Consider the following 25,741-nt stretch of genomic DNA (forward strand, 5'->3'; position numbering starts at 1 on the left):
ATATTTAAAATATCTGATATGCAGTATTTTGTCTCTCTTTTTTATTCATTGGCTATGATTAATTAGTCTGTTGATTTACGCTCCAGGCGCTTCAATCAACAGGTTTTGTACATTTAGTGTTTGACATTAAAAAAGCCAAAGCCAAGTATGACCTGACTTTGACTTTTCGGTGTTATCGCATTTTATTTATCGTCGTTGACTTCTTCGAATTCTGCGTCTACGACATTGTCGTCTTTCTTTGTTCCTTCTTGTCCTTCTGCGCCTTGCTGTGCCTGTTGTTGCTTGGCGGCTTCTTCATATAGCTTGACGCTTAGGTTTGTAACGATTTCTTGAAGAGCGTCCTTCTTAGTGCGGATTTCTTCGATTTCGCCTTTTTCGATTGCAGCCTTCAGCTCATCTTTTGCTTCGTTTGCTTTCTTGACTTCTTCTTCATCTACCTTGCCTTCAAGGTCCTTCAAAGTCTTTTCAGCAGTGAAGACTAACTGATCTGCTTCGTTGCGAAGTTCTACTTCTTCTTTCAGCTTCTTATCAGCTTCAGCATTCTCTTCCGCTTCTCTTACCATGCGGTCAATTTCTTCGTCAGACAAGCCTGTAGAAGACTTAATAGTGATTTGTTGTTCCTTGTTTGTTCCAAGGTCTTTCGCACGAACGTTTACGATACCGTTTTTGTCGATATCGAATGTAACTTCGACCTGAGGTACTCCACGTGGTGCTGGCGGGATATCCGTCAACTGGAAGCGGCCAAGTGTCTTGTTGGCAGAAGCCATTGAACGCTCACCTTGTAGCACGTGGATGTCAACAGCAGTCTGGTTGTCAGCAGCTGTTGAGAATACCTGTGATTTTGAAGTTGGGATTGTTGTGTTACGGTCGATCAGCTTCGTGAACACACCACCCATTGTCTCGATTCCGAGTGAAAGCGGAGTAACATCAAGAAGAACTACATCTTTAACATCACCAGAGATGACGCCGCCTTGGATTGCAGCACCCATGGCTACAACTTCATCAGGGTTCACACCTCTGTGAGGATCTTTTCCAGTTTCCTTCTTGATTGCTTCCTGAACAGCAGGAATACGTGTAGATCCACCGACAAGGATAACTTTATCCAATTCAGATGGGCTCAAGCCAGCATCTTTAAGTGCCTGGCGAGTAGGTCCCATTGTACGTTCTACCAAACCTGCAGAAAGCTCTTCAAATTTAGCGCGAGTCATGTTCACTTCAAGGTGAAGCGGTCCAGCTTCCCCAGCAGTGATGAATGGAAGGGAAATCTGTGTAGAAGTTACACCAGAAAGGTCCTTCTTCGCTTTCTCAGCAGCATCCTTCAAACGCTGAAGAGCCATTTTATCTTTTGATAGGTCAATGCCATTTTCTTTCTTGAATTGTTCTACCAAGTAGTCAATGATCACCTGGTCAAAGTCGTCACCGCCAAGACGGTTGTCACCTGCAGTAGATTTAACTTCGAATACGCCATCGCCAAGTTCAAGGATGGAAACGTCGAAAGTACCGCCACCAAGGTCATAAACAAGGATTGTCTGGTCTTCATCCATCTTATCAAGACCGTAAGCAAGTGCAGCAGCTGTTGGCTCGTTGATGATACGCTCAACTTCAAGGCCTGCGATTCTTCCAGCATCCTTAGTTGCCTGGCGTTCTGCATCGTTGAAGTATGCAGGAACAGTAATAACCGCTTTAGTAACAGGCTCACCAAGATAGTCTTCAGCATAAGACTTCAAGTATTGAAGAATGACTGCTGATAATTCCTGCGGTGAATATTCTTTGCCTTCTGCTTCAACTTTATGGTCTGTACCCATGTGACGCTTGATAGAGATGATTGTGTTAGGGTTAGTGATTGCCTGGCGTTTTGCCACTTCACCAACCTGGCGCTCGCCATTTTTGAACGCGATAACAGAAGGAGTTGTTCTGTTTCCTTCTGGATTTGGGATTACCTTTGGTTCGCCGCCTTCTAGTACGGCAACACAAGAGTTAGTTGTTCCTAAGTCAATACCAATGATTTTACTCATCTTCAATTACCTCCTGGTTCATTTATGTAGGCTCTTTTCGTAAACTTTGTTGCTATCTTAAGCAAAAGTAAAAATCGGCACCTGGGTTTTTACGAGTATAAAATCCCATCTTTATTCAGAAATCCCCTCGAAAAGAGCCCTGATACCACTTTTATTGGTTCACTTTTACCATTGTTGGACGGATGATGCGGTCCTTGAGGATATAGCCTTTTTGGAACTCTTCAACAACGATGTTAGGACCGAAATTTTCATCTTCAGCCTGCATGACAGCCTGGTGAAGATGCGGGTCAAATTCCTTGCCAACAGCTTCAATTACTTCAACGCCTTCATTTTTAAGGGCGTCAAGCAAACTGCGGTACACCATTTCCACTCCCTGCTTAAGGGATTTCGCCTGTTCATTATCTACATCCATCTTCAAAGCACGCTCGAAGTTGTCGATTGCGGGCAGCAGATCCGTAATAATGCTTTGGGCTCTATATTTAGCGCTCGCTTCAAGTTCAATCCTTGAACGGCGGCGGAAGTTGTCAAAATCAGCCTGAAGGCGCAAGTAACGGTTTTCGGCTTCCTCAAGCTTCCCTTCTAGTTCAGCCACTTTCCGCTCCATAGGATCTTGCTCTTCCTCTTGAGCTGGCATCTCTTCAGTTTTATCAGAAGCTTCATTTTCAGCAAAAACTTCCTCAACCGTTTCTTCTTCCGTCTGGCTGTTCAATTCTTGCTCTGTATTTCTCTCTTCTGTCACGTTAACTCACCTCCCTCAAAGTATCTCTTGGCAATGTAATGCCACACTGTTCCAGGTTGTCTGGATTTGTTTATATTTCAACGAAGCAAACATGCTTCAGTAGAAAACACATGACGATTCAGGATGGAACAGGCTGCTCCACCCTTAATCAATATTTCCATGCCTATTTATTTTGATACAGGTCAGTCAGCACCTTGGATAAATCTGTGCTGATCAATTGGAGCAAGCTGATGACACGTGAATACTCCATACGAGTTGGACCTAAAACCGCGATTGTCCCTAATTTTTCCTGGCCAATCGAATAGGTCGCAGTGATGAGGCTGCAATTTTCCATCGCTGAATTATCATTTTCCGTGCCAATTCTTACGTTGATCCCTGCCGGATTTTGTTTGATCAGCTGATATAAACCGTCCTCATGCTCAATCATGTTCATAAGGCTGCGAATTTTCTCAACATCGTTGAACTCTGGCTGGCTTAAGATGTTGGTCTTGCCGCCAAAAAACACTTTTTCATGTGAAGGCAGGTTGAGCGTGTCCGCAATCGAGTGCAAGAGAGTATCATAGCTGCTTATATGCTGGCGCAACAGCATGGCGATCTCCTTGTAAATCTTGGAGTTAAGACTTATGAGCGGTACTCCTGCCAGACGTTCGTTCAGGATGTTGACCATTTTCTCAACATCAGAAGGATCGACACTCGTAGGGAAATTGAACATCCTGTTTTCTACATGCCCAGTGTCCGTCACGATAATGGCAATGGCCGTATCCTTAGTCAACGGTACGATCTGGAGCTTCTTCAATCTGTTATCCTTAACAGCCGGACCTAACACTATTGAAGTGTAATTCGTCATTTCAGATAGGATTTTCGCTGACTTCTGCACGATTTTTTCTAGCTCGTATATCCTTTCGGCAAAAATCGATTTAACAGCCGCCATATCTGAATGATTTACTTTTTGCGGCAGCAGAAGGTTATCCACATAAAAACGATATCCCTTCTCGGATGGTATCCTTCCAGAGGATGTATGAGTTTTTTCAATGAACCCCATATCCTCCAAATCTGCCATTTCATTTCGGATTGTCGCCGAACTGAAATTAATTTCTTCCTTTTTCGACAAGCTCCTTGAACCTATCGGTTGAGCTGAACGAATAAAGTCATCAACAATCACCTGCAAAATGAGCACCTGACGATCTGTTAACAACATCATCACCTCTGTTAGCACTCTATAAGTACGAGTGCTAATTCTAAAAATAATTTATCAATAAACGCTGAGGATGTCAATGATTTGATACCCCGATGAATGATTGAAAAACTTCATTACCGAGGAGGCGTCCCTGTCTCGTAAGGAAGATTCTGTTTTCATCGGTTTTCAGCAGACCTTTTGCAGTCCAGTCGTTGATTTGTTCAGCGAATAAATCGATAGGATTCCTGCTGAATTTTTCCTCGAAGTGTCGAATAGAGACACCTTCTGACTTTCGTAGTCCGAGGAACATTTCTTCTTCCATTTTTTCCGCGATGGTAACCTTATGCGCATCCATGATTGGGAGCTCCCCATGGGATAACGGCTCAATATATTTTTTTAAAGGTCCGTAATTTGATTGCCTGATTCCATTGACATAACCATGAGCACCAGCACCGAATCCATAATACTCTTCGTTATTCCAATAGGTAAGGTTGTGCCGGCTTTCAAACCCAGGGACAGCGAAATTGCTGATTTCATATTGATTCAGACCACCGCTTTCCATATGCTCCATAAGTGTTTCGTACATTTCCGCCTCCGCATCTTCACCTGGGAGTGGTAGCTTGCCTTTTTGCAGTAAGTTATAAAACACTGTTTTTGGTTCAATAATCAGGGAATACCCCGAATAATGGACCAGTCCTAATCCAAGCGCTGTTTGGATTGATTCGATGAAATCTTGCTTTGTCTGGCCCGGAAGGCTGTAAATCAAGTCGATGCTGATATTATCGAAGCCTGCTGCTTTCGCATTTTCAATTGATTCAAAAACATCCTTCGCCCGATGGCTACGGCCGATTTTTTTCAAAAGTTCATCATTAAAAGTCTGTACTCCAAAACTCAGACGGTTGACACCTGCATTTTTCAGGATGGCCAGCTTTTCTTTTGACAGGTCGCCTGGATTCGCTTCAAAGGTATATTCCGTATTGGTATCTATATTAAGCTGTCTGTTGATCGCTAAAACAAGTTTCTCCAGTTGTTTTTCATCCAAGGCAGTAGGTGTGCCTCCCCCGACAAACACCGTTTCCATTACTTGTTTGTTTACTGACAGGCTCATTTCATTCTCAAGTGACTCCAGGTAATCATCAACCGGCTGTCCCTTCATGAATACCTTGTTGAAATCACAGTAATGGCAAATATGGTGGCAGAAAGGGATATGAATGTATGCTGCTTTCATTATTTGTTCACTTCCTAAGTGGCAATAAGCCAGGATTTAGCTCCGAACATTATAAAGAGGATTTCCGAAGAAACCATAAATTTATTGAAAAAAGAGGCCAGAATCGCTTGCTTTAACAAGCACATCCAGCCTCCCCTGCTATTTTACTTCTTTGTATTGTTGTCGTCCATTTTCAGGACTGCCATGAAGGCTTCCTGCGGAACTTCTACAGAACCAACTTGCTTCATACGCTTTTTACCTTCTTTTTGCTTCTCAAGGAGCTTACGTTTACGGGAGATATCCCCACCGTAACATTTTGCTAATACGTTTTTACGCATCGCCTTGATTGTAGAACGGGCAACAATTTTCTGTCCAATCGCCGCCTGGATAGGCACCTCAAATTGCTGTCGTGGTATAAGGTCTCTCAGCTTATCTACGATTACCTTTCCGCGTTCGTATGCAAAGTCTTTGTGAACGATGAAGCTTAATGCGTCAACTTTTTCTGCGTTCAGCAAAATATCCATCTTCACAAGCTTGGAAGGCTTGTACCCGATTAATTCATAATCGAACGAAGCATAGCCTTTCGTGCTTGATTTTAACTGGTCGAAGAAATCATAAACGATTTCTGACAGCGGGATTTCATAAACGATGTTTACACGCGTTTCATCCATATATTGCATATCGATGAAAATGCCGCGCTTTTCCTGGCAAAGCTCCATGATCGCGCCAACATAGTCATTCGGTGCCATCATTGTTGCTTTTACATAAGGTTCTTCAACACGGTCAATCTTCTGCGGGTCAGGCATGTTAGATGGGTTGTCTACCTTCAGTTCAGTACCATCAGTCATGATTACATCGTAGATAACACTTGGCGCTGTCGTGATCAAATCAATCTTGAATTCACGTTCGATGCGCTCCTGGATGATTTCCATGTGAAGAAGTCCCAGGAATCCGCAACGGAAACCGAAGCCTAATGCCTGTGAAGTTTCCGGTTCGAATTGAAGCGCTGAATCGTTAAGCTCAAGCTTTTCAAGAGCTTCCCTTAAATCATTGAATTTAGCCGAGTCAATTGGATACAGACCGCAATATACCATTGGGTTTAAGCGGCGGTAACCTGGAAGCGGTTCAGACGCTCCGTTTTTCGCATTAGTGATCGTATCACCGACACGCGTATCGCCAACGTTCTTAATTGCAGCAGTCAAGAATCCTACATCACCGACAGTCAATTCACCTGCAGGAGTAGCTTTTGGAGTGAATACTCCAACTTCCGTTACTTCAAATTCTTTGCCTGTCGCCATCATCTTGACTTTGTCGCCAACTTTTACGGTGCCATCGACGACACGAATATAAGCGACTACGCCGCGGTATGCGTCGTACAAAGAGTCGAAAATCAATGCTTTTAAAGGAGCTTCAGGGTCTCCCTGTGGAGCAGGAACTTTCTCGACGATTTGCTCAAGAATTTCTTCAATTCCGATTCCCGCTTTAGCAGACGCAAGAACTGCATCAGAAGCATCCAGCCCAATCACTTCTTCAATTTCGTTTCTTACACGCTCAGGATCCGCACTTGGCAGATCGATTTTATTGATGACTGGCACGATTTCCAGATCATTGTCGATCGCTAGGTATACGTTTGCCAGCGTCTGTGCTTCGATTCCCTGTGCAGCGTCGACAACAAGAACAGCTCCCTCACATGCTGCAAGGCTACGGGAAACCTCATAGGTGAAATCGACGTGCCCTGGAGTATCAATCAAATGGAAAGTATAAAGCTCTCCATCCTTTGCTTGATACTTTAATTGTACTGAGTTCAGTTTTATCGTAATTCCGCGCTCACGCTCAAGATCCATCGAGTCCAGAAGCTGATCCTTCATTTCACGGGCAGTCAATGCATTCGTCTTCTCAAGGATACGGTCAGCCAGCGTCGACTTACCATGGTCAATATGGGCGATGATCGAAAAATTTCGTATTTTGCTTTGTCTATTAAGTCTATCTTCTCTGTTCATTGCGTTCACTCCTACTATACTCGCGCATGTACACTATTGTTGATTATATCAGCACGTATATCAAGATTCAATAAATAATAGAGGAAGTGTCAGGGATATTCCCGTGAACTGAGCTGGACCGCGTCCTCAAAATGTTCACAGAATATTAGGAACTTATTATGTAGAATGAATTATAGAAAGGATGTGGATTATGTTTACAAAGAATCGCTATGAATCGGAAGAGTTAAGGATCCTCAAGGCTTTGAACAAGAGGATGGATTTACCAGATAAAGAGAAACAATATTTTTCGAATCTCCAAAAAGGGTTTGAGGGCGAGTTAATGTTTGATGGGTATCTGCAACGAATAGTCATCCAATCATACATCCTTAATGACTTGCTGTTTGAACACAATCATTCACATTTTCAAATTGACTCATTGATGATCTCACAGTATCTCACCTATCTTTTCGAAGTGAAAAATTTTGAAGGAGAGTATTACTTCGACGGTGATACATTTAAGAAAATTAACGGGAACGAAGTTAAGAATCCACTGCTTCAACTTGAAAGGAACGTTTCTCTCTTAAGACAATTTTTCATTAGTATCGGATTTAAAACCCCCATTGAGGCCTACCTCGTTTTTGTCAATCCCGATTTCACTTTGTACCAGGCCCCTCTCAACAGTAGAATCATCCTCCCTACCAACCTTAACCGCTTTATCCACCAAATGAATAACCAGAAGTCTACTTTAAATATTCAACACTCCAGACTGTCTGAAAAATTACTATCATCTCATTTGACGAAATCTCCATTCACTAAAATTCTACCATATGAATATGCACAGCTGCGAAAAGGAGTGTTTTGCCATTCGTGCGGGACGGTTATGGAGGAGTATCACGGTCGGGAAATTATATGCAAATCCTGTGCAGTGAAAGAGAATACGAAGAACGCAATGTTAAGTTGTGTTAAGGAGTTTAACGTCTTATATCCTCAAGAAAAGCTGTCTACTAATATTATCTACGAATGGTGTGGTGGTTTATTTCCGAAGAAAACAATCAGGCAGGTAATGAAGGAAAATTTTATTATTTCGGGTTATGGACAATGGTCCTATTATGAATGAAGATGTTGGTCACCAATGTGGTTTATTGGTTACCTCTTTTTCTCGATTCTCGATTTTTTGGGCACCAATGAGGGCTATTGGTGACCTTTTTTTCTCGTATCTCGATTTTTTGGGCACCAATGAGGGCTATTGGTGACCTGTTTTTCTCGTATCTCGATTTTTTGGGCACCAATGAGGGCTATTGGTGACCTCTTTTTCTCGATTCTCGATTTTTTGGGCACCAATGAGGACTATTGGTTACCTCTTTTTCTCGATTCTCGATTTTTTGGGCGCCAATGAGGGCTATTGGTGACCTCCTTTTTTAAACACCTCGATTTTTTGGGCGCCAATGGTATTTTCAGACCATCCTACTCGGATTCCCAACACAAAACCAGCGGGCCTAAGCCCGCTGCTACTCACTTCCCTGTAATCAATTTAATAGTTTTCTCGATGACAGAGGATACTCCACCAGCGAGTTGTTTTCCTATTGATGAGAAGAGATTGAATGCTTTCATTTCTTCTAGTTTTTTCCGTTTTTGTTCCAGGTCATGGCTGGAGACGTCATTTCCTAAGATGGCTGTTTCGAAGGTTCCGTTTTCCTTTTCTTCTATGCTAAATGCACTTTTGAATTCAGGGTCTTCGTAGCCTTTCATTTTATGGATGCCTTCATTTGCCTGTTGCATGCCGAACAATACGGATATGAACATTAAAGAAGCTAGCATAAAGCTTTTAAGCATGAACATTTTCATCTCAATCACCTAACCGATTTTTATTTCTTGTCAGTAGACTGCTGCTCTGACGCATCTACTTTTTCTGCCTGCCAGTAGAATTCACTGAATACGTCTGCAAGTGCATCGGCGGACCTGTTCAATTCTTCGAATGTGTTGTCTACGCCGCCAAATTCTATTAATAGTGCATTTCCGGACAAGTCCTGATTGAATTTCCCATTCGTCGAGGCACCCTTTTTCTCGATGATCCCCCTGCTTAAACCCTTGCCGTACTTCTTATCAAGGAGATTATGCAGTTCTCGTGCGAGAGCAAGATTTTTTTCGTAATTATCATGTTCCCCGCCGATGACAAATGCCAGTTTGGCATAAGACTTGCCGTTAATCTGGATTGTCGTTTTATCTTTGCGGTATCCATCTCGATGGATATCGATGAAGTATTGAAGATTCCGGTCTCCAGCCATCGCAGCTTCCACAACAGGACGGGATTCCTGATAGGCTTTTCCAAACCCAAGCCCTTTCTTACTGAGGTTGGCCATTACGTCCGTCTTATCTACGGTTGTTCCGACTCCCCGTTTTTCCAGGCTCGACTTCAGCTGGTCACCTATTTTCGTGACATTCACCTGTGAATGATAGGCCTTATTCGGGTCGGTCACTCCCTTTAGATAAGGAAGGTACGATTCTCTATTATGTGTAAAGTAAATATAGACGGCTTTACGGTCTCCAGTGGATAGCGGAGGTGCAGCCGAACCTTCTGGATTACCCGACTTTAGGTCTTCCGTATTTTGAAGCGCAGCTTCCTGCTCCGCCTTCAATACATCCACAGGAGGGGCCGATTCCATTGGCATGTTAGTATAATTCGTTCCTTCTCCGGCGACTAAAATCTTCCCGTCAAAAAGTGAGAATCCCGGAAGCTCCCTGCCTAGCAAGCTCCGCGGATCATCCAAACTAATATTGGTAGAAAGCTTGAACATGACATTCGTTAGCTTCGGTGTCTCATATTCCTCTGGAAGCGCCTGCAGGAACTGATGATTTTCCCACCCCATCAGGCTGAACAGCAGTTGGCCATTCAAATTGTTCGCGGCCTGATTAACGGAATCCGAAGTTATTCTGTATTCAGGCTTTAGCGAAGTCATCGCTCCGCTTATGGAAAAAATCCCAATGAGAAAGAACACAAATGCTAATGCGGCTTTTACTACTTGAGTCCCTTGGACGGCTACGATTATTCCAGATCGTTTATTAAATCTCATTGTTCCACCTCTCTAATGCAAGTCTAGTAAATATTATGACTTTGCTAGAGAGGATAGAACTTCGAATCCTTCCGTAACAGAATTGAAATAAATCTAATAGAATTTATCCTAATGTGTATACATGCCTGTATTATCCTGGTCGACATTCGTATGCAGCGCTGAATTGAGGCCGCTGGCAATCAGGTTGGCCATGTCATCTATGAACACATCCACTTCTTTAGGAGTCACCATCAGGTTATGGCCTAAAGGAGAAAGAACCTCATAAATTAACTTTCGCTTCTCTTCGTCTTCGAGTGTTCCAATCATTCCAAGAAAGGTTTGACGATGTTCTGCTTCAGGCAGGTCCTCTTCTGTCAGCTTCCTTCTTTTGCCAAAGCTCATTCCCGCCGGCACGAGAGATCTCGATGGCTTATCGCCTTCTCTCATTTCCTTGCCAAAATGTTTTAAAATGAAATCAATCGTATCACTTGTAATCGAAACCGCATCGACAACTGTAGGAACCCCAATTGCAATCACGGGTATTCCAAGAGTTTCCTTGCTTATTTCCTTCCTTTTATTTCCTACGCCCGAGCCAGGATGGATACCTGTATCTGAAATCTGGATCGTCGAATTGACTCTTTCGATCGAACGGGAAGCGAGCGCATCGATGGCAATGACAAAGTCAGGCTTCGTTTTCTCCACGACGCCAAAAATAATATCAGAGGTTTCAATACCTGTTAGCCCCATTACCCCAGGAGAAAGCGCACTAACAGAGCGATACCCTTCTTCAACGCTTTCAGGCTGAAGATCGAATAGGTGCTTAGTTACCAATAAATTTTCACATACAAGTGGCCCTAAAGCGTCTGGTGTAACATTCCAATTCCCCAAACCAACAACAAGGCAGGATGCATCTTCCTTGATCCCAGATTGTTTGATAAAATGGGCAAATTCGTTTGCGAATACTTTTTCTACTTTTCCTTGCAGCTCGGTATCCTGCTGGCGGATTCCGACCACTTCAATTGTCAAATATTGCCCTTGTTTTTTGCCAAGACTTTTTTCGCCTTCAGCCGTCACCTCTACTAGAGAAATCTTAATATCATTTTCTTCTTTTTCCTTTATAATGACGCCTTCAATATGGGAGAGATTTTCCTGGGTATGGACGGTTGCCGCCTGGTCTGCCAGCACCATCTCCCTCGCTTCCACAGCCAGGTCAGTCCTGATTGAATACATGCTCAAGTCTACTGGTTCCTTCATTGTCGCATTCCTCCAAATACAGTTTGGCTGCAATACAGCATACTATTGCCTATCTTTTCCTTTTACATAAAAAAACATTCACGATACACTAGACTTAAATTAATGCAGAGTATTGCATTATTAACCCCTGTTTGATAAAATATCATTTGTTCTTAATAAATAAGAAATGTACTGGAAATGTCGAGTTCCATAAAATCTCGATGCTTTTTTAGGAGGTGAACGGAATGCCAAACATTAAATCTGCAATCAAACGCGTAAAAACTAGTGAAGCGAGCAAAGCTCAAAACATTACTGTTAAATCTTCTATGCGTACAGCAGTTAAAAAAGCAGAAGCAGCAATCGTGAACAACGATACTGAAGCAAAAGTTTCTTTCGCAGAAGCAGCTAGCAAGCTTGACAAAGCAGCAGCTAAAGGTCTTATCCACAAAAACGCAGCTTCCCGCAAAAAAGCTCGTTTAATGAAAAAATTAAACGCTAATGGCTAATTTTAAATGCTAAATGCAAATAAAAAAACGACCTTCCCGGGTCGTTTTTTTATTTACTCTTTACTTATTTCCTTCCATTTATCTGAAAAAGGATCATTTCAATCAACATCTCTTTTTTCATGCCGCCTGTTTTCATTTGGTAATCAGCATCAGCAAGAAGCTTCATAATCCTGGTTAATTCTTCATCTGAAAATGCCCCTGCCTGCCCGGCAGCCAGCTTTACCCTGAATGGGTGAATTTTCAACGTTCCCGCAATCTGCTGCTGACCGTAGCCTTTGCGTGCCAATTCCTTCACTTGGTAAATCAGCCTGAATTGGCCTGTAATAACTGCAAGGATTTTAATCGGTTCTTCATTTTGTTTTAAAAGATCATAATAAATTCTTAAGGCAGACTCAACATTGCGATGTACAACCTTGTCGACCAGCGAGAAAATATTTTGTTCCAACGACCTTGCAGTTAGACGGTCGACAATTTCCTTACTGATTGGCTGGTTTTCTCCGGCATAAAGCGCTAGTTTATCGATTTCAGAAGTCAGCATGAACAAATTCGTTCCTGCAAGCGTCAATAGAAGCTCGATTGCATCATTTTCAATCACAGCACCATTTACCTCAGCACGTTCTTTTACCCAGGCTTTTGTTTCTGGTTCACTCAGCTTCTTGGCTTCGATGACCGTAGCTTTCCGCTTTAACTCCTTGGTCACTTTCTTTCGTTCGTCCAGCTTCTCATATGGAGCAGAAAAAACAACGATTGAATAGGGGGCAGGCTGTGAAAGATATTCCTCTAGTTTCGCTAAGTTATGTTCAACCTTTCCTTTTGACTTTTCCGATGTCAAAAATACAGGATTCTGCAGGATGACCAACCGTTTCTCTCCCATGAACGGGAAGGTTTCAGCGTCTTCCAGTGCTGCCTCGATTGGTGTTTCTTCTAAATCGTACACCGAGAAATTAAAATCTTTTTCTTCGTCATCCAAAACATTGTCCACCAGAAGCTGCCTTGTTTCATTTATTAAAAAGGTTTCAGTTCCAAACATTAAATAGACAGGATCCACCTGTTTTTTGCTGATTTTTTTCCAAATGTCCAATACCACTTTATTCCGCTCCGTTCAATCCAGTTTTGCCATATATCTATCGTAAAGAAGCTTGGACATTTTGACAAGCATTCTAAGGGAATTGGCCGCACCTTTCCGGACCAATTCCCTTATTTATATTGAACGCTGTGATATAAGGCCTAGGATACTTATATCTCAGCGGTGCATCTTGGTAAGATTATTTTAGCCGCAGGCGGGAAAAGTATTTGTGTCAACTCTTGGTACATTGGCACACATATAGGAATGGCACCAGAATTGTTCTGATTTTTTCAAAACAATGCTGTGCAGACAACACTGGATTTTTTAATTTGTATCGCTTATACTATTATAGAATTAATAGGGGGGATTGACTGTGAATCAATTCGAAGAGAATGTCCAAAGCAATCGTAATGACGCTGTTGACTCAGGTGTTGGATTCATCGTTTCTTTTGGATTCTTTGCAACAATGTTCATTATTGCGACAGTCGTGCAGTTAATCGGGAGTTAATCACGGCTACATAGGATAAACTTTTGGAGACTGCATTTTACTAAAATGCAGTCTCTTTTCATGTTCTTGTGATTATTAGGGGAGAGAACAGTTTGCTCTTGTTATATACTATGGAAACTGGGTCATAAACGTTCCTGAATTGCCTTTAAACTTGTAAATGATTGCGCCGTCTTCATCAGTCCTGAAAATCTGGGTGCCACGCTCCTCTAACCTTCTGATGACTTCCTTGCCAGGATGGCCATACCTGTTTTTCTCTCCTACGGAAATGACTGCAAAATCTGGGTTTGTTCTCTCCAGGAAAAGTTCTGAACTGGAATATTTGCTGCCATGATGTCCAACCTTCAAAACGTCTATGTCGATGTCCTTGATTTTCCTGACTATCGAGTTTTCGCCTTCATTGCCCAAGTCACCTGTAAAAAGCCACTTTTTTCCGCCAATAGCTGCCTGCAGCACAATTGACTGGTCGTTTCGCTCTCCAGTGATTTCACTTGGATTAAGAATGAAAAAATCTCCTGCTGCGGTTTTCCATCCTGTACCCATTCCAGCTAAATAAATGTCTATTCCCTCCTCATTGGCAATGTTCATAATAGATTGCTCTAGATCTGATCTGTCTGATACACGAGGTATTATCAGTTGTTTTACCCTTATTTCCTCCAACAAAGCAATAGCTCCACCTACATGGTCCGCATCCCCGTGGGTCAAAATCAATTTATCGACAGTCCTTATCCCTGAACTTTTTAAGAATGGAACAACGATTTTTTTGCCTGGATCATATGCACTGCCTCTCTGCTGCCAGTTTTCTTTTTCAAATGGCAAGACACCTCCTGTATCTATAAGATAATTCCCCTGATTATACGGCATTCTGATGAAGATGCTGTCACCCTGACCGACATCGAGGAAGGTGATTTGCCCATATGGGTTTATAAACGGCAATACTATTTGCATGATTAGAGGAAGGATCGGAAAGGCAAATAGCCATAGAGGAGGCTTTGATTTTTTTAAAATAAAACCTTCCCATTTGAAAAAAAATAGCGGAATCAAAATCATTTGCACAATCAGTAAGAATGGCTCCAGCTTACCAATGATGATCGTCGACATCGGGAGCTTTGACAAATATATGGCCAAAAAGTTCACATGATGAACCAGATTCTCCAGAAAGGATAAATAAATTGAAGGCAACGCTCCCAAAATCAACAAAATAATATAAGAAATCAACAAAAGTGGCAGCAATACAATTGAAAATAGCGGGACGAAAAGGAGATTGGCGAAAATCGATATGGCAGAGACTTCATAAAAAGAGGCGAGGATGATTGGGAGACTTGAGACCTGAGCTATAAAAGAGGCAGCAGCAGTTTGTTTTATAAACGATGTAAAATCTTTAAGTATAACAGGTGCTGATATCACCAGGGAGAAGCTGACAGCGAATGAGAGCTGAAATCCGGTATCAAAAATGAAACTGGGCTGTAAAAATGCCATGATCATAAAAGCTGCTGAAACTGCGTCAAGTGGCACCATTCTAAGCGCAAAACGCCTCGACCCGATCAACATGAACAGCATGACTGCCGACCTGACAACCGGAGGAGAAAGCCCCGTAATAACTGTGTAAACAGGCAAGAAGGACATTAATAAAATTTCAGTCTTTTCCTTCGTCACCCCTACTCTGATACAAATAAAATAAATCATACCTGTGAGCAACCCAACATGAAGGCCTGAAATTGCCAGTAAATGGACGATCCCTATCTTCTGGTAAGAACGTTCTGTTTCGGTATTGAAGAGATTTCTATCGCCGAAAATAAGTGCAGCGGCAAGTGCAGAAGTTTCCTCTGACAATGTATTTCTTATCCTTGCAATTTCTTTATGTCTGAAGGCTTTTAATTCAGTGACTATACTATCTGATTGTTTATAGCATGTTTCCAGAGATAATTTATCGACATCTAAAATCCAGGATATTTTATTCCGTTGAAGATAATTTTTGTAATCGAATGCATTGGGATTTCGGGCAGGTGATGGACTATTGAGGACCCCTGAAGCTGAACAGGCCATTCCAGGTGTGAGAAGTGTTTGAATTAATTGTTGTTCGGTATTTGACTTAATTTTGTATTTGACGACCACTTTTTCATTAGAAGGAACTGCTTTAGTGTAAGCAGAAAGCAAGTCACCATCCAGGTGGATTTCATCATCAAATAAAAGGAGGAAGTTTTTTTCGACCCCGGTATAAACAGTTTCAAGGCGATCCGAGTCAGAATACCCCACAGCCATAAAAATGAGATAGCAACCCGCCATAATCACCAGAGTGGAGGAGGGGAGTTTCTTCAGCTTTTTTAACAGGGCAATGCCAAGCACGAACAATCCCCCGTATATGAGCTCATTTTCGGTGATAGTCAGCAGCCCCAATAAGGAGACAGCTGCAAGGTAAAACAGCTGCCCTTTTAAAGGCCTTAACGGATTTAGCATCATATTTTTTATTCCTTAATTTTTGTTATTTGGATAAGTGGACAACCTCTACATCCCTTAAGAACAAATCATTATACTTGTTAGGATAGGCACTGCGGTACACGATTCTTGTGATTCCTGACTGTGCGAGTGTCTTGGAGCATTTTTCGCAAGGCTCGTGGGTTACGAAGGCTGTTGCTCCCTTTAAAAGCCCTCTGTCTGCATGGAGGACTGCATTTTCTTCTGCGTGCAAGGTCCGGATGCATCTTCCCTGCTCGTTAATCAGGCAGCCGACATCCTCACAGTGGTCATGGCCATGTATGGAGCCGTTGTAACCAGTTGATACAATGTGCTTGTCCTTTACAATGACACATCCTACATGCAGCCTTGGGCAGGTAGAGCGTGTCCCAACTTCTTTTGCGATATCCAAAAAGTATTCATCCCAACTCTTTCGTTCCATGATGTATTCCCCCTTAAAGAGCACAAAATATGTACAGCTATTTTTTTAAAAAAACCTTTCCTTGTTTCTAATTTTAATGCTTATCATCAAAGAGTCAATTTCAATGCAGCTACTTTACCGAAATCAGGTCCTTCAATTTTTCGAATGTTTTATCACCTATTCCGCTGATCTCTTTTAAATCCTCGATTGACTTGTAAGGACCGTTCGATTCGCGATATTCAATTATGGCCTCTGCTTTTGCAGGACCTATCCCCGGCAATGTCTGGAGCTCACTGGATTGAGCAGAATTCAGGTTCACTGTCCCCTTCCCTGCAGCCTCCCCTGCCTTTACCGGCAGAGCAGCTTCAACATTCTCGCCGATTCTCGGTACATATATGGCCATTTCATCCTGAACATACAGCGCGAAATTGATGGCAGCCGTATCGGCGTCCTCCACTAGCCCTCCTGCCCGTTCGATTAGGTCAACCACCCTTCCTCCCTCATGAATTTCATATACACCTGGGTTAACGACAGCGCCTTTGATATCAGCCATCATGATTATTGCTTTTTTTACTGCAATCTTTTCATCCATGTTAGCTTCGACATCCGCAACCATTGCTAAAGCTCCTTCATTCACTTCAGTCAATTCCCCTTCTTTATCGAAGGAGGTATAAAGAAAAAATAATACAGCCGCTATTCCTGCAATAACATAGAATTTGTTTTCTCTGATCCAGTCCACAAACGGTCAACACCTTTCTATATGTCATAAACTAAAATTTGAAATCATATGGATATAGGAGAATAAATGTACGAAGGAGGGAAGGGTTATGAAAATAGGGATTATAGGCACAGGGAATATGGGGAGAATTCTCGCCGAAGCTCTCATTGATGGGAATGCCGTTTCCCCTTCTTCATTGATGATTACAAATAGGACATTATCAAAAGCTTTAGAGATTCAAAAAATATATCCAGGCTTATCAGTTGGAAAGAATGCGGTAGAAGTTGCTGAAAACGCTGATGCCATTTTCGTATGCGTGAAGCCTCATAATGTTTTGGGAGTCCTAGAGACCATTAATCCTGTACTCACAAAGGATAAATGTGTCATCTCAATAACAAGCCCAATCAGTGTTGGGCAAATTGAAAGCAAAGTGGATTGTTCTGTCATGAGGATCATTCCAAGCATTACGAACAGAGCCCTTGCTGGTGTTTCACTTTTCTCCTTTGGAACTCGATGCACAACGGAATGGAGGGAAGCATTATTTACCCTATTCAAAAAGGTATCTGTTCCACTGGAAATCGAGGAGAATATTACGAGAGTGGCATCAGATATTGTCAGCTGCGGTCCGGCTTTCTTCAGTCATCTTGTCCAGAGTTTTATCAATGCTGCTGTCAAGGAAACGGAAATTGACCAGGAAACTGCCACCAAACTATCAAGTGAGATGCTAATTGGTTTAGGGGAACTTCTGAGTCAAAATCATTATACTTTGCAAACTTTAAAGGAAAAGGTCATCGTTAAAGGCGGCATAACAGGAGAAGGAATCAATGTACTGGAAAGTGAAACGGGAGATATGTTTGAACAATTATTTCAGGCAACACACAAAAAATTCGCAAAAGAACTGGAAAAAACCGAGGAACAATTCGGTCCTTAAAAGATTTCTCTATTAATCCTTATAATCCTTCCATATAAATGTGACAAATTTAGTACAAAAAAGAGGGTGTCCCAAAATAAAAACTTTTGGGCACCCTCTTTTTTAGGACGGATTGTAAAAATAGTCCGTTGATTTCCGTTCCAGGCGCTTCGCTTTCCGCGGGAAGAATTATAAAAAAGCCCCAACTGCCGGCTTTTTCAAAAGGCGAATTCTTCCTCGGGGCTGGCGGTGAGCCTCCTCACCGCCGTTGGCGTCTGCGGAGTCTTACCTGTCCAGCTGATCCCGCAGGACACTGATTGGCTTCCTCGAATCTGCCCTTACAAGATGGAAATGCGTTTGCATTTTCGGAGGAGTCTTCGCGCCTTCCACTCCAATCAACTCAGAGTTTTATATTAATGCTCACTTCTATTGTTTTGACTAAATTCAATTGAACTTTTGAGTGTGCATTTTCCCTATTCACAACTTTTTCATAGCAAAAAACAACCGTTCTGCTGTTGGCTCTGGGGGTTTCATGGTGTAGTCCCCGGTAACCTCAATACTCACAAAGCCCGCCTGCTCTAACCATTTTACATAAGAATCCTCGGGATATGTACGCTGGAAATGCAGTTCATCAACTCGATCATATTTTCCGGATAATTCATCCAGGACGAAGAAAGTAAGCTCATGTTCAACACTGTGAGCACCTTCCCCCTTGAAGCTATTCCATATATAAGTGATTTCTTCATCATCCCAGGTAAATGTAGCATCTGCAAAAATGTGCTCCATTTTATAAACAGAATGGACATCAAACAGAAATAAGCCCCCTTTTTTTAAAAGGCGGTACACCCCTTCGAATGTCTGTCGGACTGCCTGTTCATCCTCTAAATAATTTAGGGAATCACAAAAGATGCCAACGATATCAAATTCACCTAAATCATCAAGCACAGTCATGTCCTGCTGAAAAAATTGTATTGGCAACGATAGCACCTGAGCTTTCGCCTGGGCTACCGAGAGCATATCCGTAGATAAATCCGCGCCGGTTACATCAAAGTCTTTTTGCGAAAATCTTACGGATAACTCCCCGGTGCCGCAAGCGAGGTCGAGGAGCTTCATCCCGTTCACTTGAAATTTTTCTTTGTATGCCTCTACAATCGCAACCCATTCGTCATAGGGAACATCCTGCATAAGCTCATCATACAAATAAGCGAACCGCTCGTAAGACATTAATTAAGCTCACTCTGTACATTTTCGATCGGTGCATCTCCCCATAGGCGCTCAAGGTTATAGTAGCTTCGCTCTTCTTTGTGGAAGACATGGACAACAACATCACCGATATCGATCAGCACCCACCTTGCTTCGTCAAAACCTTCCATCCTCTTAAGGTTATGTCCCTGCTCTTCTGCTTTTTCCCTTATTTCACGGGCAATGGCCTGAACCTGCTTATCAGAATTCCCGTGGCAGATGATGAAATAATCGGCAATCAATGAGATACCTTTCATATTCAGTACCATAATATCTTCTGCTCTTTTATCGTCCGCTGCTTTTACCGCTGTCATTAATAATTCACGTTCACTCATTAAATCAACCTCCTGAATTTTGTACGATGCTGTTGTATGCATTGAATGTATCTGGAAAGACCGGCTGGTTTTTCTTCATTAAAAATTGAATCGTATTTTTCATGGATTGGATCAATGCTCTGTCCAAATCATCCTCTGCCAGTTCCCTGACTTCTTCCACTCCTGGAAAATGGCGGCCGGGCTCAATATAGTCAGCCAGATAGATCACTTTATCCAGAAGCGTCATGCCAATCCTTCCCGATGTATGGTACCGGATTGCATCAAGGATTTCCTTATCGTCGATTCCAGCTTCCTTTTCTGCGAGGAACGCACCTACTGGCGCATGCCAGAGCTCGCTGTTAAACTCGAGCAAGATTGCAGGCATTTTTTGTTCCTCGATGATCTGTCTCATCTCATCTTTCGGGCGGAATTTAGCATAATCATGAAAAATAGCAGCCAGTTCCGCTTTCTTTATATCTGCTCCATATTTCTCGGCCAGCTTGATGGCTGTCCCCATCACGCCAAGAGTATGCTGATAACGGTGTTCAGTTAGTTGTGGCTTCACAATCTGAAGTGCTTGTTCACGTTCCATATAAACCATGCTCCTCTATATAAACCCTAACCGGATCAGGCAGCAGATAGCGTATGCTTCTACCGTCCCTTACTCTTTCTCTAATCATGCTTGATGAGATATCCATTTGTGGTGTCTCTGCATAAAGAATATCATATGGTGAGTCAGTCGTGTAAGCTGGCCTGCTGACACCCACAAACTTGACCATTTTCAATAGTTCATCTATTTTGTGCCATTTGGGCAGATACTCAACCATATCACCACCAATGATAAAATGGAAATCGGTTTCTTTATACATATCTTTTAATATTCTCATCGTTTCATACGTGTAAGATGGACCACTTCTATCTAGTTCTGCTCTTTCAATCCTGAAATGCTGGTTATCAGCAATAGCCAGCTCGAGCATAGCCACCCTGTCTGAATGGCTGATCGGCTCATCTACTGTTTTGTGCGGCGGTACCTGGTTTGGCATGAACCAAACCTCATCTAGTCCATAAGCATGAAGCACTTCATTCGCAATAACTAAATGTCCGGTATGCGGCGGGTTGAAGGTTCCGCCTAAAATGCCAACTTTTTTCAAACAGGCACCTCCCAGTATTTATCTTGGAAGAACGAGTTGCTTATTTTCACGGGACTCTTTATATAAAACAATGGTATTACCGATAACCTGGACAAGTTCTGCTTTAGCACCGCGGGAAAGCTGTTCAGCAACTGTATCCCTATCCTCGTCACAGTTTTGCAGGATGCTTACCTTGATCAACTCTCTAGCTTCCAGCACATCTGCAATTTGCTTGATCATATTTTCATTAACCCCACCTTTTCCAACTTGAAAAATTGGAGTAAGATGATGGGCTTTCGATCTTAAAAAACGTTTTTGCTTACCTGTTAACATATGTTAACCTCCTAAATTTCTTAAAACATTCGCTTCCATTCTCTTGACGTCGGGAAAAATCCCTGTCCATATTTCAAAAGCAAGTGCTCCCTGGAAAACAAACATTCCTACACCATTCTGGACTGTAGCTCGCCTTTTCGAAGCTGCTTTTAAAAACTTTGTTTGCAATGGATTATAAATTATATCACTAACTATCGTATTCTGGGTTATGTTTTCAAGCGAAAGCGGTAAACTTTCTGTATCAGGTACCATCCCTATAGAAGTTGTCTGGATGATCAGCTGATATTCAGCAAGTGACTTTTCAGCCGATTCCTGGCTAAGAACCTTTGATTCTACCTTGAATGGGCAAGAGCTGACAAGCTCCTCAGCCTTTTCAGTTGTCCGGTTGTAAAGGTCAATCCTTCCAATACCCGCCTGGGCCATCGAAAAGTAAATTGCTCGTGAAGCACCACCTGCACCAATAATCAAAGCTGACCTTGAACCAAGATCAGCAGCCATCGATTCAAGCCCTTTAACAAACCCAGGACCATCAGTATTATAGCCTACCAGAAGGCCATTTTCGTTTTTGACAGTGTTGACCGCTCCTATTGCTCTGGCCAAGGGATCAACTTTATCAAGGTGTGCGATGATCTCTGTTTTGTGCGGAATGGTTACATTGAAGCCGCTCACACCGAGCGCTTTCAACCCTTTCACAGCATCTCCAAGATTCCCTTTGCGTACATGGAAAGGCAGATAAACGGCATCGATTCCATAAAGATCAAATAAATCATTGTGCATGGCAGGAGACATCGAATGTGCGATAGGATCGCCAATGACACCGAACAATTTTTTCAATTCATCTCCCGCCCTCTCTCTTTAAGTTGGTATTACCAAACAATCTATTTAACATATCCCCTTGGCTGGCTCTAAATAAGTGACCTTCTCAGCATTACATGAACGCCTTTAGGGACATGCGCGGCGACTTTTGCGCCCGCGTCATTGACCGTTACCCAGCCAAGTCCTGAGAAAACAACATCGGTTTTGGCTTCCTTGATTGTGAACTCATGTCGGACAAGTTCAGGAAATTCATCCATCTGCTCACGTCGAGGCGGTGTCAGCAGCTCACCAGCATGATTCTCATACAGTTCATCCGCTTTTTCAAGCTTTGTTCGATGTATGCTGATTTCATTCGGTACATAGCATGAAAAAGACCTTCTGCCGCCTGATATATAATCGAAACGGGCCAGACCGCCGAAAAATAGTGTCTGCTGTTCATTCAACTGGTACACCTTTGTCTTGATTTCTTTTTTAGGCGTGATGAACTTCAAATCACGCTTATCAACGTAGTGCGCCATCTGATGATGGTTGATGATACCTGGAGTATCAACAATCGCTTTGCCATCCTCAAGCGGAATTTCAATCATATCAAGGGTCGTTCCCGGAAAGTGTGAAGTGGTGATTATATCACCTTCGCCTGTCACTTCCTTGATAATCCTATTAATAAAAGTAGATTTCCCTACATTTGTACAGCCTACAATATAAACATCCTTGCCGTTGCGATATTCATCTATTGCCGCTGCGGCTTCCTTTATATTATAGCCTTTTGCAGCACTGACGAGGAATACATCAATCGGATTGAGCCCCAATTCCCTTGACTCCTTCTTCATCCAGTCAATCAACTTTCGCTGTTTGACCGATTTAGGAACGAGATCGGCCTTATTGCCGATCAATAATACCGGGTTTTTCCCCGCGAAACGATGGATTCCCGGCAGCCAGCTCCCATTGAAATCAAAAATATCAACAATCTTGACAATCAGGGCATCCCTGCTGCCAAGTTCATTCAATATTTTTAAAAAGTCGTCATCCGTCAGGCTTACATCCTGGATTTCATTATAATTTTTCAAGCGGAAGCATCTTTGGCAGACAACGACCTCTTTTTCCAATGAAGAGGACGGAGCATATCCTAATTCCTCTGGATTTTCCGTCTGTATTTTGACACCACAGCCTGTGCAGTTAAATTGCTCACTCAAATCTTAGTCCTCCCAATTCAGCTTTCCTTGTTTCCTGAACCAATTTAAAATTCTTCTTTCAACTTTCCTGTTGAATCTAGTCACAAACCCATCCGTCTGCGCAACTGGAATAACAAGAATAGTATGGAAGCCGCTTCTATTACCTCCGAGTACATCGGTTAAAAGCTGGTCGCCAATCACGACCGTATCTTCTTTCCGCAATCCCATTTGCTTTACTGCCTTATTGAATGCCCGAGTCATCGGCTTTCTCGCTAGAAAGATAAAAGGGATCTGAAGCGGATCCGAAAATGCCTTAACTCTTTTTTCATTATTATTTGAAACAATCGTTACGAGTATTTCATTTTTCCTCATATTATCAAACCACTCGATCAGCTTGGGCGTCGCATAGGGACGATCCCACTCAACGAGTGTATTGTCAAGGTCGGTGATTATACCCTTCACACCTTTTTCATGAAGGCTTTCGGGGGTGATTTCAAAAATACTTTTTACATGCTGGTCAGGCAAAAAATGCTTTAGCAATTTCATTACACCTCATTAATTAATTTCCTATCATTCCGTTAACATCATACCCAATTTTATCCTCGTATTCAAAGCAAACATTTAAATGGATAGGAAATAAAGAAAAATACCCGCTAAAACTCGACAAAAACAACCTTTAATCGCTTTAGTTCAGATTTTTTTAAAAATATCCCAAAAAACTTTTCGACAAAATCCAACGATTTCCAATCCTGTGGATAACCTTATTCACAAAACACACATTGATTCTATTAATATTTTCCCATTTATAAACAAATTAATCACAGGTTATCCACCACCATCTGTGGATAATTAGAACAGTTGTTCTCTAAGTTTCATTCTGATAGAGTAAGGGTAGAACAAAACAACTTACAATTATATGCAATTAACATCTGTTTTAGAAGATCCTTTTGGGGGTGAATGACTGGAATGCGTAAACTGTCGGACGAGCTGTTGATCGAGTCTTATTATAAAGCAAGAGAGTTGAATTTAAGCTACGAGTTTATTCGTTTGATTGAAACGGAAATCCACCGGCGTTCATTATCTAACCGAATTAAAGCCTCATCCTGACAGCCCCTAAAAGGGCTTTTTTTTTGTTTTTTTATATAGGTGTTATGCTAATTAATCTAAAAATAGCTAAAGGCACAGATTTACCCTGTGCCCCTCGCTTTTCAGCTTTGTACATTTAAAGTGCCGATTTTCTCGCCATACTTAATATGATATGGAGGAGTGATTTCCGGCAGCAGGGTAATAGAATCTTTCTCAAACAACAAGACTACAGTTGAACCGAAGGTGAAATAAGCCATTTGTTCACCTTTCTCCAGCTTTTGGCCGTCGTGTGTTGTTTCAATAGAATTGACAAACATGGCGCCTACCTTGATTACAGCTGCCATGCCTGCATTATGCCTGATTTCAGTGATCTTCCGGTAGTTTTTAGATAATGGGTAGTTTCCATATTGCAACCCCATTTTATTAACAGGGTACGACTTCAATCCCAACGTCCACTGGTTAATGATCTCACCTGTTACCGGACTGTGAATTTGATGGTAGTGGCTTGGGCTCAGGTAAAAAATCATATAAGTCCCCTGCTCATATCTGGCCATTGCTTCATCACTACCGAGCATCTCAGAAATAGAATATACCTTTCCTTTTACCGTGATCGTTTTATCAGCCTCGATTTGGCCAACCTCTTCGATTACTGAATCTACTGGACTAACAGCTGACAGAGGATCCTCATCTATCTTCCTTGTTCCTTCTTTTAGGTCCCTGATGAAAAATTGATGGAGACTTTCATATTCACCAATTGGCTTCTCCATCTCCTCCTGGTTGATTTTATACGTTTTAGCAAATGAAGGAATAATCCTTTTGCTGCTCTTGGATTTTGCGAATTTATGCAAAATGTCCGAAGTCCACTTCCCATTTGTCAATTCTATAAGCAGGCGATATATAGATTGGAACAATGCTCTACCTCCGATTATTATCTATGCGTTTGCAACGGATAGATTGTTTTTGTTTTGCAGGATTTAATCAACAATTCCGAAAAGTAAAAAAGAAATCTTTACGAAAAAGCATAATCAGCTTAGAATTATATATTATTATATAATAACCCAATGTGCTAGTTCCCTTTTTGGATTATGAGGAGTGAAACTATGTTTCTGCATGATGTACTTGACTCTACTGTCAAGAAAGTAAAATCCCAGACAGCCAATCTTCTGACATTGGCAAATCTTTCTTTAGGTGGATTCGCAATCATCGTTGCCATCAACGGCAATCTGAATCTAAGCCTTTTACTGATTTTCATAGCAGCCCTGGCAGATCGTTTTGATGGCATGGTTGCCAGAAAGCTCAATATCGAATCCGATCTTGGAAAGCAGTTAGATTCCATGAGTGATATTATATCATTTGGAGTTGCACCTGCATTATTAATCTATCAGGGAATTTTATCCGAGTTTGGTGCTCCCGGCGCCTTCTTTATCGTTTTTTATATAGGCTGCGGTGCCTTCCGCCTGGCACGATTCAATATCACCGAGAATACCGGATATTTCACAGGTTTGCCTATTACAGCAGCAGGAGTGCTGGCAACGCTAAGCTTCCTTGCCATTCCCCACGTTCCACCGCAAACATTCCTGTTCATTATGTTGACTCTCAGCCTGCTGATGGTCAGTCCATTCAAGCTGAGAAAAGTATAAAACCCAGCCTAAAATGGCTGGGTTTTCG

General features: G+C 42.1%; 27 protein-coding genes. 6 read left to right on the forward strand and 21 right to left on the reverse strand.

What is annotated here, in order from left to right:
* Positions 1–182: 182 nt before the first annotated feature.
* The 5 genes from dnaK to lepA form a co-directional block, all read right to left on the reverse strand.
* Complete coding sequence (gene dnaK, locus DYI25_RS11040; protein ID WP_213368690.1) at positions 183–2,015, reverse strand: molecular chaperone DnaK; 1,833 nt, start codon at positions 2,013–2,015, stop codon at positions 183–185.
* A 151-nt stretch (positions 2,016–2,166) separates the two neighbouring features.
* On the reverse strand, positions 2,167–2,754 hold the full coding sequence (gene grpE, locus DYI25_RS11045) for a nucleotide exchange factor GrpE (RefSeq protein WP_213368692.1): 588 nt from the start codon (positions 2,752–2,754) through the stop codon (positions 2,167–2,169).
* A 163-nt stretch (positions 2,755–2,917) separates the two neighbouring features.
* The gene (gene hrcA, locus DYI25_RS11050; RefSeq protein ID WP_213369567.1) at positions 2,918–3,949 is read right to left on the reverse strand and encodes a heat-inducible transcriptional repressor HrcA; all 1,032 of its coding nucleotides are present in this window, start codon (positions 3,947–3,949) and stop codon (positions 2,918–2,920) included.
* Between the two features lie 76 nt (positions 3,950–4,025).
* Complete coding sequence (gene hemW / locus DYI25_RS11055; protein WP_213368694.1) at positions 4,026–5,159, reverse strand: radical SAM family heme chaperone HemW; 1,134 nt, start codon at positions 5,157–5,159, stop codon at positions 4,026–4,028.
* 143 nt (positions 5,160–5,302) lie between these two features.
* Positions 5,303–7,138 (reverse strand): translation elongation factor 4, encoded by a 1,836-nt coding sequence (gene lepA, locus DYI25_RS11060; RefSeq protein ID WP_213368696.1) that lies wholly within the window; start codon positions 7,136–7,138, stop codon positions 5,303–5,305.
* 190 nt (positions 7,139–7,328) lie between these two features.
* Between lepA and DYI25_RS11065 the strand changes: the two genes are divergently transcribed.
* A complete protein-coding gene (locus tag DYI25_RS11065; protein ID WP_213368698.1) occupies positions 7,329–8,234 on the forward strand; it encodes a nuclease-related domain-containing protein in 906 nt (301 codons plus the stop codon).
* Between the two features lie 395 nt (positions 8,235–8,629).
* Here DYI25_RS11065 and DYI25_RS11070 read toward each other — a convergent pair whose 3' ends face one another.
* The 3 genes from DYI25_RS11070 to gpr all read right to left on the reverse strand — a co-directional run bounded on the left by DYI25_RS11070 (position 8,630) and on the right by gpr (position 11,421).
* Positions 8,630–8,962: a YqxA family protein gene (locus DYI25_RS11070; RefSeq protein WP_213368700.1), complete on the reverse strand. Its 333-nt coding sequence runs from the start codon at positions 8,960–8,962 to the stop codon at positions 8,630–8,632.
* Positions 8,963–8,982: 20 nt separating this feature from the next.
* On the reverse strand, positions 8,983–10,188 hold the full coding sequence (gene spoIIP, locus DYI25_RS11075; RefSeq protein ID WP_213368702.1) for a stage II sporulation protein P: 1,206 nt from the start codon (positions 10,186–10,188) through the stop codon (positions 8,983–8,985).
* Positions 10,189–10,296: 108 nt separating this feature from the next.
* Positions 10,297–11,421, reverse strand: coding sequence for a GPR endopeptidase (gene gpr, locus DYI25_RS11080; RefSeq protein ID WP_213368704.1), 1,125 nt, complete (start codon positions 11,419–11,421; stop codon positions 10,297–10,299).
* Between the two features lie 224 nt (positions 11,422–11,645).
* Here gpr and rpsT point away from each other — a divergent pair, with 224 nt between their 5' ends.
* The gene (gene rpsT / locus DYI25_RS11085) at positions 11,646–11,906 is read left to right on the forward strand and encodes a 30S ribosomal protein S20 (protein ID WP_035209610.1); all 261 of its coding nucleotides are present in this window, start codon (positions 11,646–11,648) and stop codon (positions 11,904–11,906) included.
* A 64-nt stretch (positions 11,907–11,970) separates the two neighbouring features.
* On the opposite strand, the gene holA is transcribed toward rpsT, so the two are convergent.
* Positions 11,971–12,993: a DNA polymerase III subunit delta gene (gene holA, locus DYI25_RS11090; protein WP_213368707.1), complete on the reverse strand. Its 1,023-nt coding sequence runs from the start codon at positions 12,991–12,993 to the stop codon at positions 11,971–11,973.
* A 352-nt stretch (positions 12,994–13,345) separates the two neighbouring features.
* On the opposite strand from holA, the gene DYI25_RS11095 reads away from it, so the two are divergent.
* Positions 13,346–13,480 carry a YqzM family protein gene (locus DYI25_RS11095; protein WP_023627242.1) on the forward strand — a complete coding sequence of 45 codons (135 nt, stop codon included), beginning with the start codon at positions 13,346–13,348 and terminating at the stop codon, positions 13,478–13,480.
* A 108-nt stretch (positions 13,481–13,588) separates the two neighbouring features.
* On the opposite strand, the gene DYI25_RS11100 is transcribed toward DYI25_RS11095, so the two are convergent.
* The 3 genes from DYI25_RS11100 to DYI25_RS11110 form a co-directional block, all read right to left on the reverse strand.
* Positions 13,589–15,937 (reverse strand): DNA internalization-related competence protein ComEC/Rec2, encoded by a 2,349-nt coding sequence (locus DYI25_RS11100; protein ID WP_213368709.1) that lies wholly within the window; start codon positions 15,935–15,937, stop codon positions 13,589–13,591.
* A gap of 22 nt (positions 15,938–15,959) precedes the next feature.
* Positions 15,960–16,373, reverse strand: coding sequence for a deoxycytidylate deaminase (locus DYI25_RS11105; RefSeq protein WP_213368711.1), 414 nt, complete (start codon positions 16,371–16,373; stop codon positions 15,960–15,962).
* 109 nt (positions 16,374–16,482) lie between these two features.
* Positions 16,483–17,091 carry a helix-hairpin-helix domain-containing protein gene (locus DYI25_RS11110; protein ID WP_342032495.1) on the reverse strand — a complete coding sequence of 203 codons (609 nt, stop codon included), beginning with the start codon at positions 17,089–17,091 and terminating at the stop codon, positions 16,483–16,485.
* An 88-nt stretch (positions 17,092–17,179) separates the two neighbouring features.
* Between DYI25_RS11110 and comER the strand changes: the two genes are divergently transcribed.
* Complete coding sequence (gene comER, locus DYI25_RS11115; RefSeq protein WP_213368713.1) at positions 17,180–18,001, forward strand: late competence protein ComER; 822 nt, start codon at positions 17,180–17,182, stop codon at positions 17,999–18,001.
* A gap of 456 nt (positions 18,002–18,457) precedes the next feature.
* Here comER and DYI25_RS11120 read toward each other — a convergent pair whose 3' ends face one another.
* From DYI25_RS11120 to DYI25_RS11155, 8 genes are all read right to left on the reverse strand, one after another.
* Positions 18,458–19,204, reverse strand: coding sequence for a class I SAM-dependent DNA methyltransferase (locus DYI25_RS11120; protein ID WP_213368715.1), 747 nt, complete (start codon positions 19,202–19,204; stop codon positions 18,458–18,460).
* The gene (gene rsfS / locus DYI25_RS11125; protein WP_213368717.1) at positions 19,204–19,557 is read right to left on the reverse strand and encodes a ribosome silencing factor; all 354 of its coding nucleotides are present in this window, start codon (positions 19,555–19,557) and stop codon (positions 19,204–19,206) included. Before rsfS ends, DYI25_RS11120 begins: the two co-directional genes overlap by 1 nt.
* 4 nt (positions 19,558–19,561) lie before the next feature.
* Positions 19,562–20,128 carry a bis(5'-nucleosyl)-tetraphosphatase (symmetrical) YqeK gene (gene yqeK, locus DYI25_RS11130; RefSeq protein ID WP_213368719.1) on the reverse strand — a complete coding sequence of 189 codons (567 nt, stop codon included), beginning with the start codon at positions 20,126–20,128 and terminating at the stop codon, positions 19,562–19,564.
* Positions 20,118–20,687 (reverse strand): nicotinate-nucleotide adenylyltransferase, encoded by a 570-nt coding sequence (locus DYI25_RS11135; RefSeq protein ID WP_213368721.1) that lies wholly within the window; start codon positions 20,685–20,687, stop codon positions 20,118–20,120. Before DYI25_RS11135 ends, yqeK begins: the two co-directional genes overlap by 11 nt.
* A gap of 18 nt (positions 20,688–20,705) precedes the next feature.
* Positions 20,706–20,999 carry a ribosome assembly RNA-binding protein YhbY gene (gene yhbY / locus DYI25_RS11140; protein ID WP_213368723.1) on the reverse strand — a complete coding sequence of 98 codons (294 nt, stop codon included), beginning with the start codon at positions 20,997–20,999 and terminating at the stop codon, positions 20,706–20,708.
* A gap of 3 nt (positions 21,000–21,002) precedes the next feature.
* Entirely contained in the window at positions 21,003–21,833 is an 831-nt protein-coding gene (gene aroE, locus DYI25_RS11145; protein WP_213368726.1) for a shikimate dehydrogenase, read from the reverse strand.
* A 71-nt stretch (positions 21,834–21,904) separates the two neighbouring features.
* Positions 21,905–23,008, reverse strand: coding sequence for a ribosome biogenesis GTPase YqeH (gene yqeH, locus DYI25_RS11150; RefSeq protein WP_213368728.1), 1,104 nt, complete (start codon positions 23,006–23,008; stop codon positions 21,905–21,907).
* A gap of 3 nt (positions 23,009–23,011) precedes the next feature.
* Positions 23,012–23,527 carry a YqeG family HAD IIIA-type phosphatase gene (locus DYI25_RS11155; protein ID WP_213368730.1) on the reverse strand — a complete coding sequence of 172 codons (516 nt, stop codon included), beginning with the start codon at positions 23,525–23,527 and terminating at the stop codon, positions 23,012–23,014.
* 426 nt (positions 23,528–23,953) lie between these two features.
* On the opposite strand from DYI25_RS11155, the gene DYI25_RS11160 reads away from it, so the two are divergent.
* Entirely contained in the window at positions 23,954–24,094 is a 141-nt protein-coding gene (locus tag DYI25_RS11160) for a sporulation histidine kinase inhibitor Sda (RefSeq protein ID WP_041965193.1), read from the forward strand.
* Positions 24,095–24,195: 101 nt separating this feature from the next.
* Here the strand turns inward: DYI25_RS11160 and DYI25_RS11165 are convergent, their stop codons facing one another.
* On the reverse strand, positions 24,196–24,984 hold the full coding sequence (locus DYI25_RS11165; RefSeq protein ID WP_213368732.1) for a phosphatidylserine decarboxylase: 789 nt from the start codon (positions 24,982–24,984) through the stop codon (positions 24,196–24,198).
* Positions 24,985–25,173: 189 nt separating this feature from the next.
* Here DYI25_RS11165 and pssA point away from each other — a divergent pair, with 189 nt between their 5' ends.
* Complete coding sequence (pssA, locus tag DYI25_RS11170) at positions 25,174–25,713, forward strand: CDP-diacylglycerol--serine O-phosphatidyltransferase (protein ID WP_213368735.1); 540 nt, start codon at positions 25,174–25,176, stop codon at positions 25,711–25,713.
* Positions 25,714–25,741 lie beyond the last annotated feature (28 nt).

This window comes from Mesobacillus boroniphilus (genome assembly GCF_018424685.1).
In the GTDB taxonomy this organism is placed as follows: Bacteria; Bacillota; Bacilli; order Bacillales; family Cytobacillaceae; genus Mesobacillus; species Mesobacillus boroniphilus_A.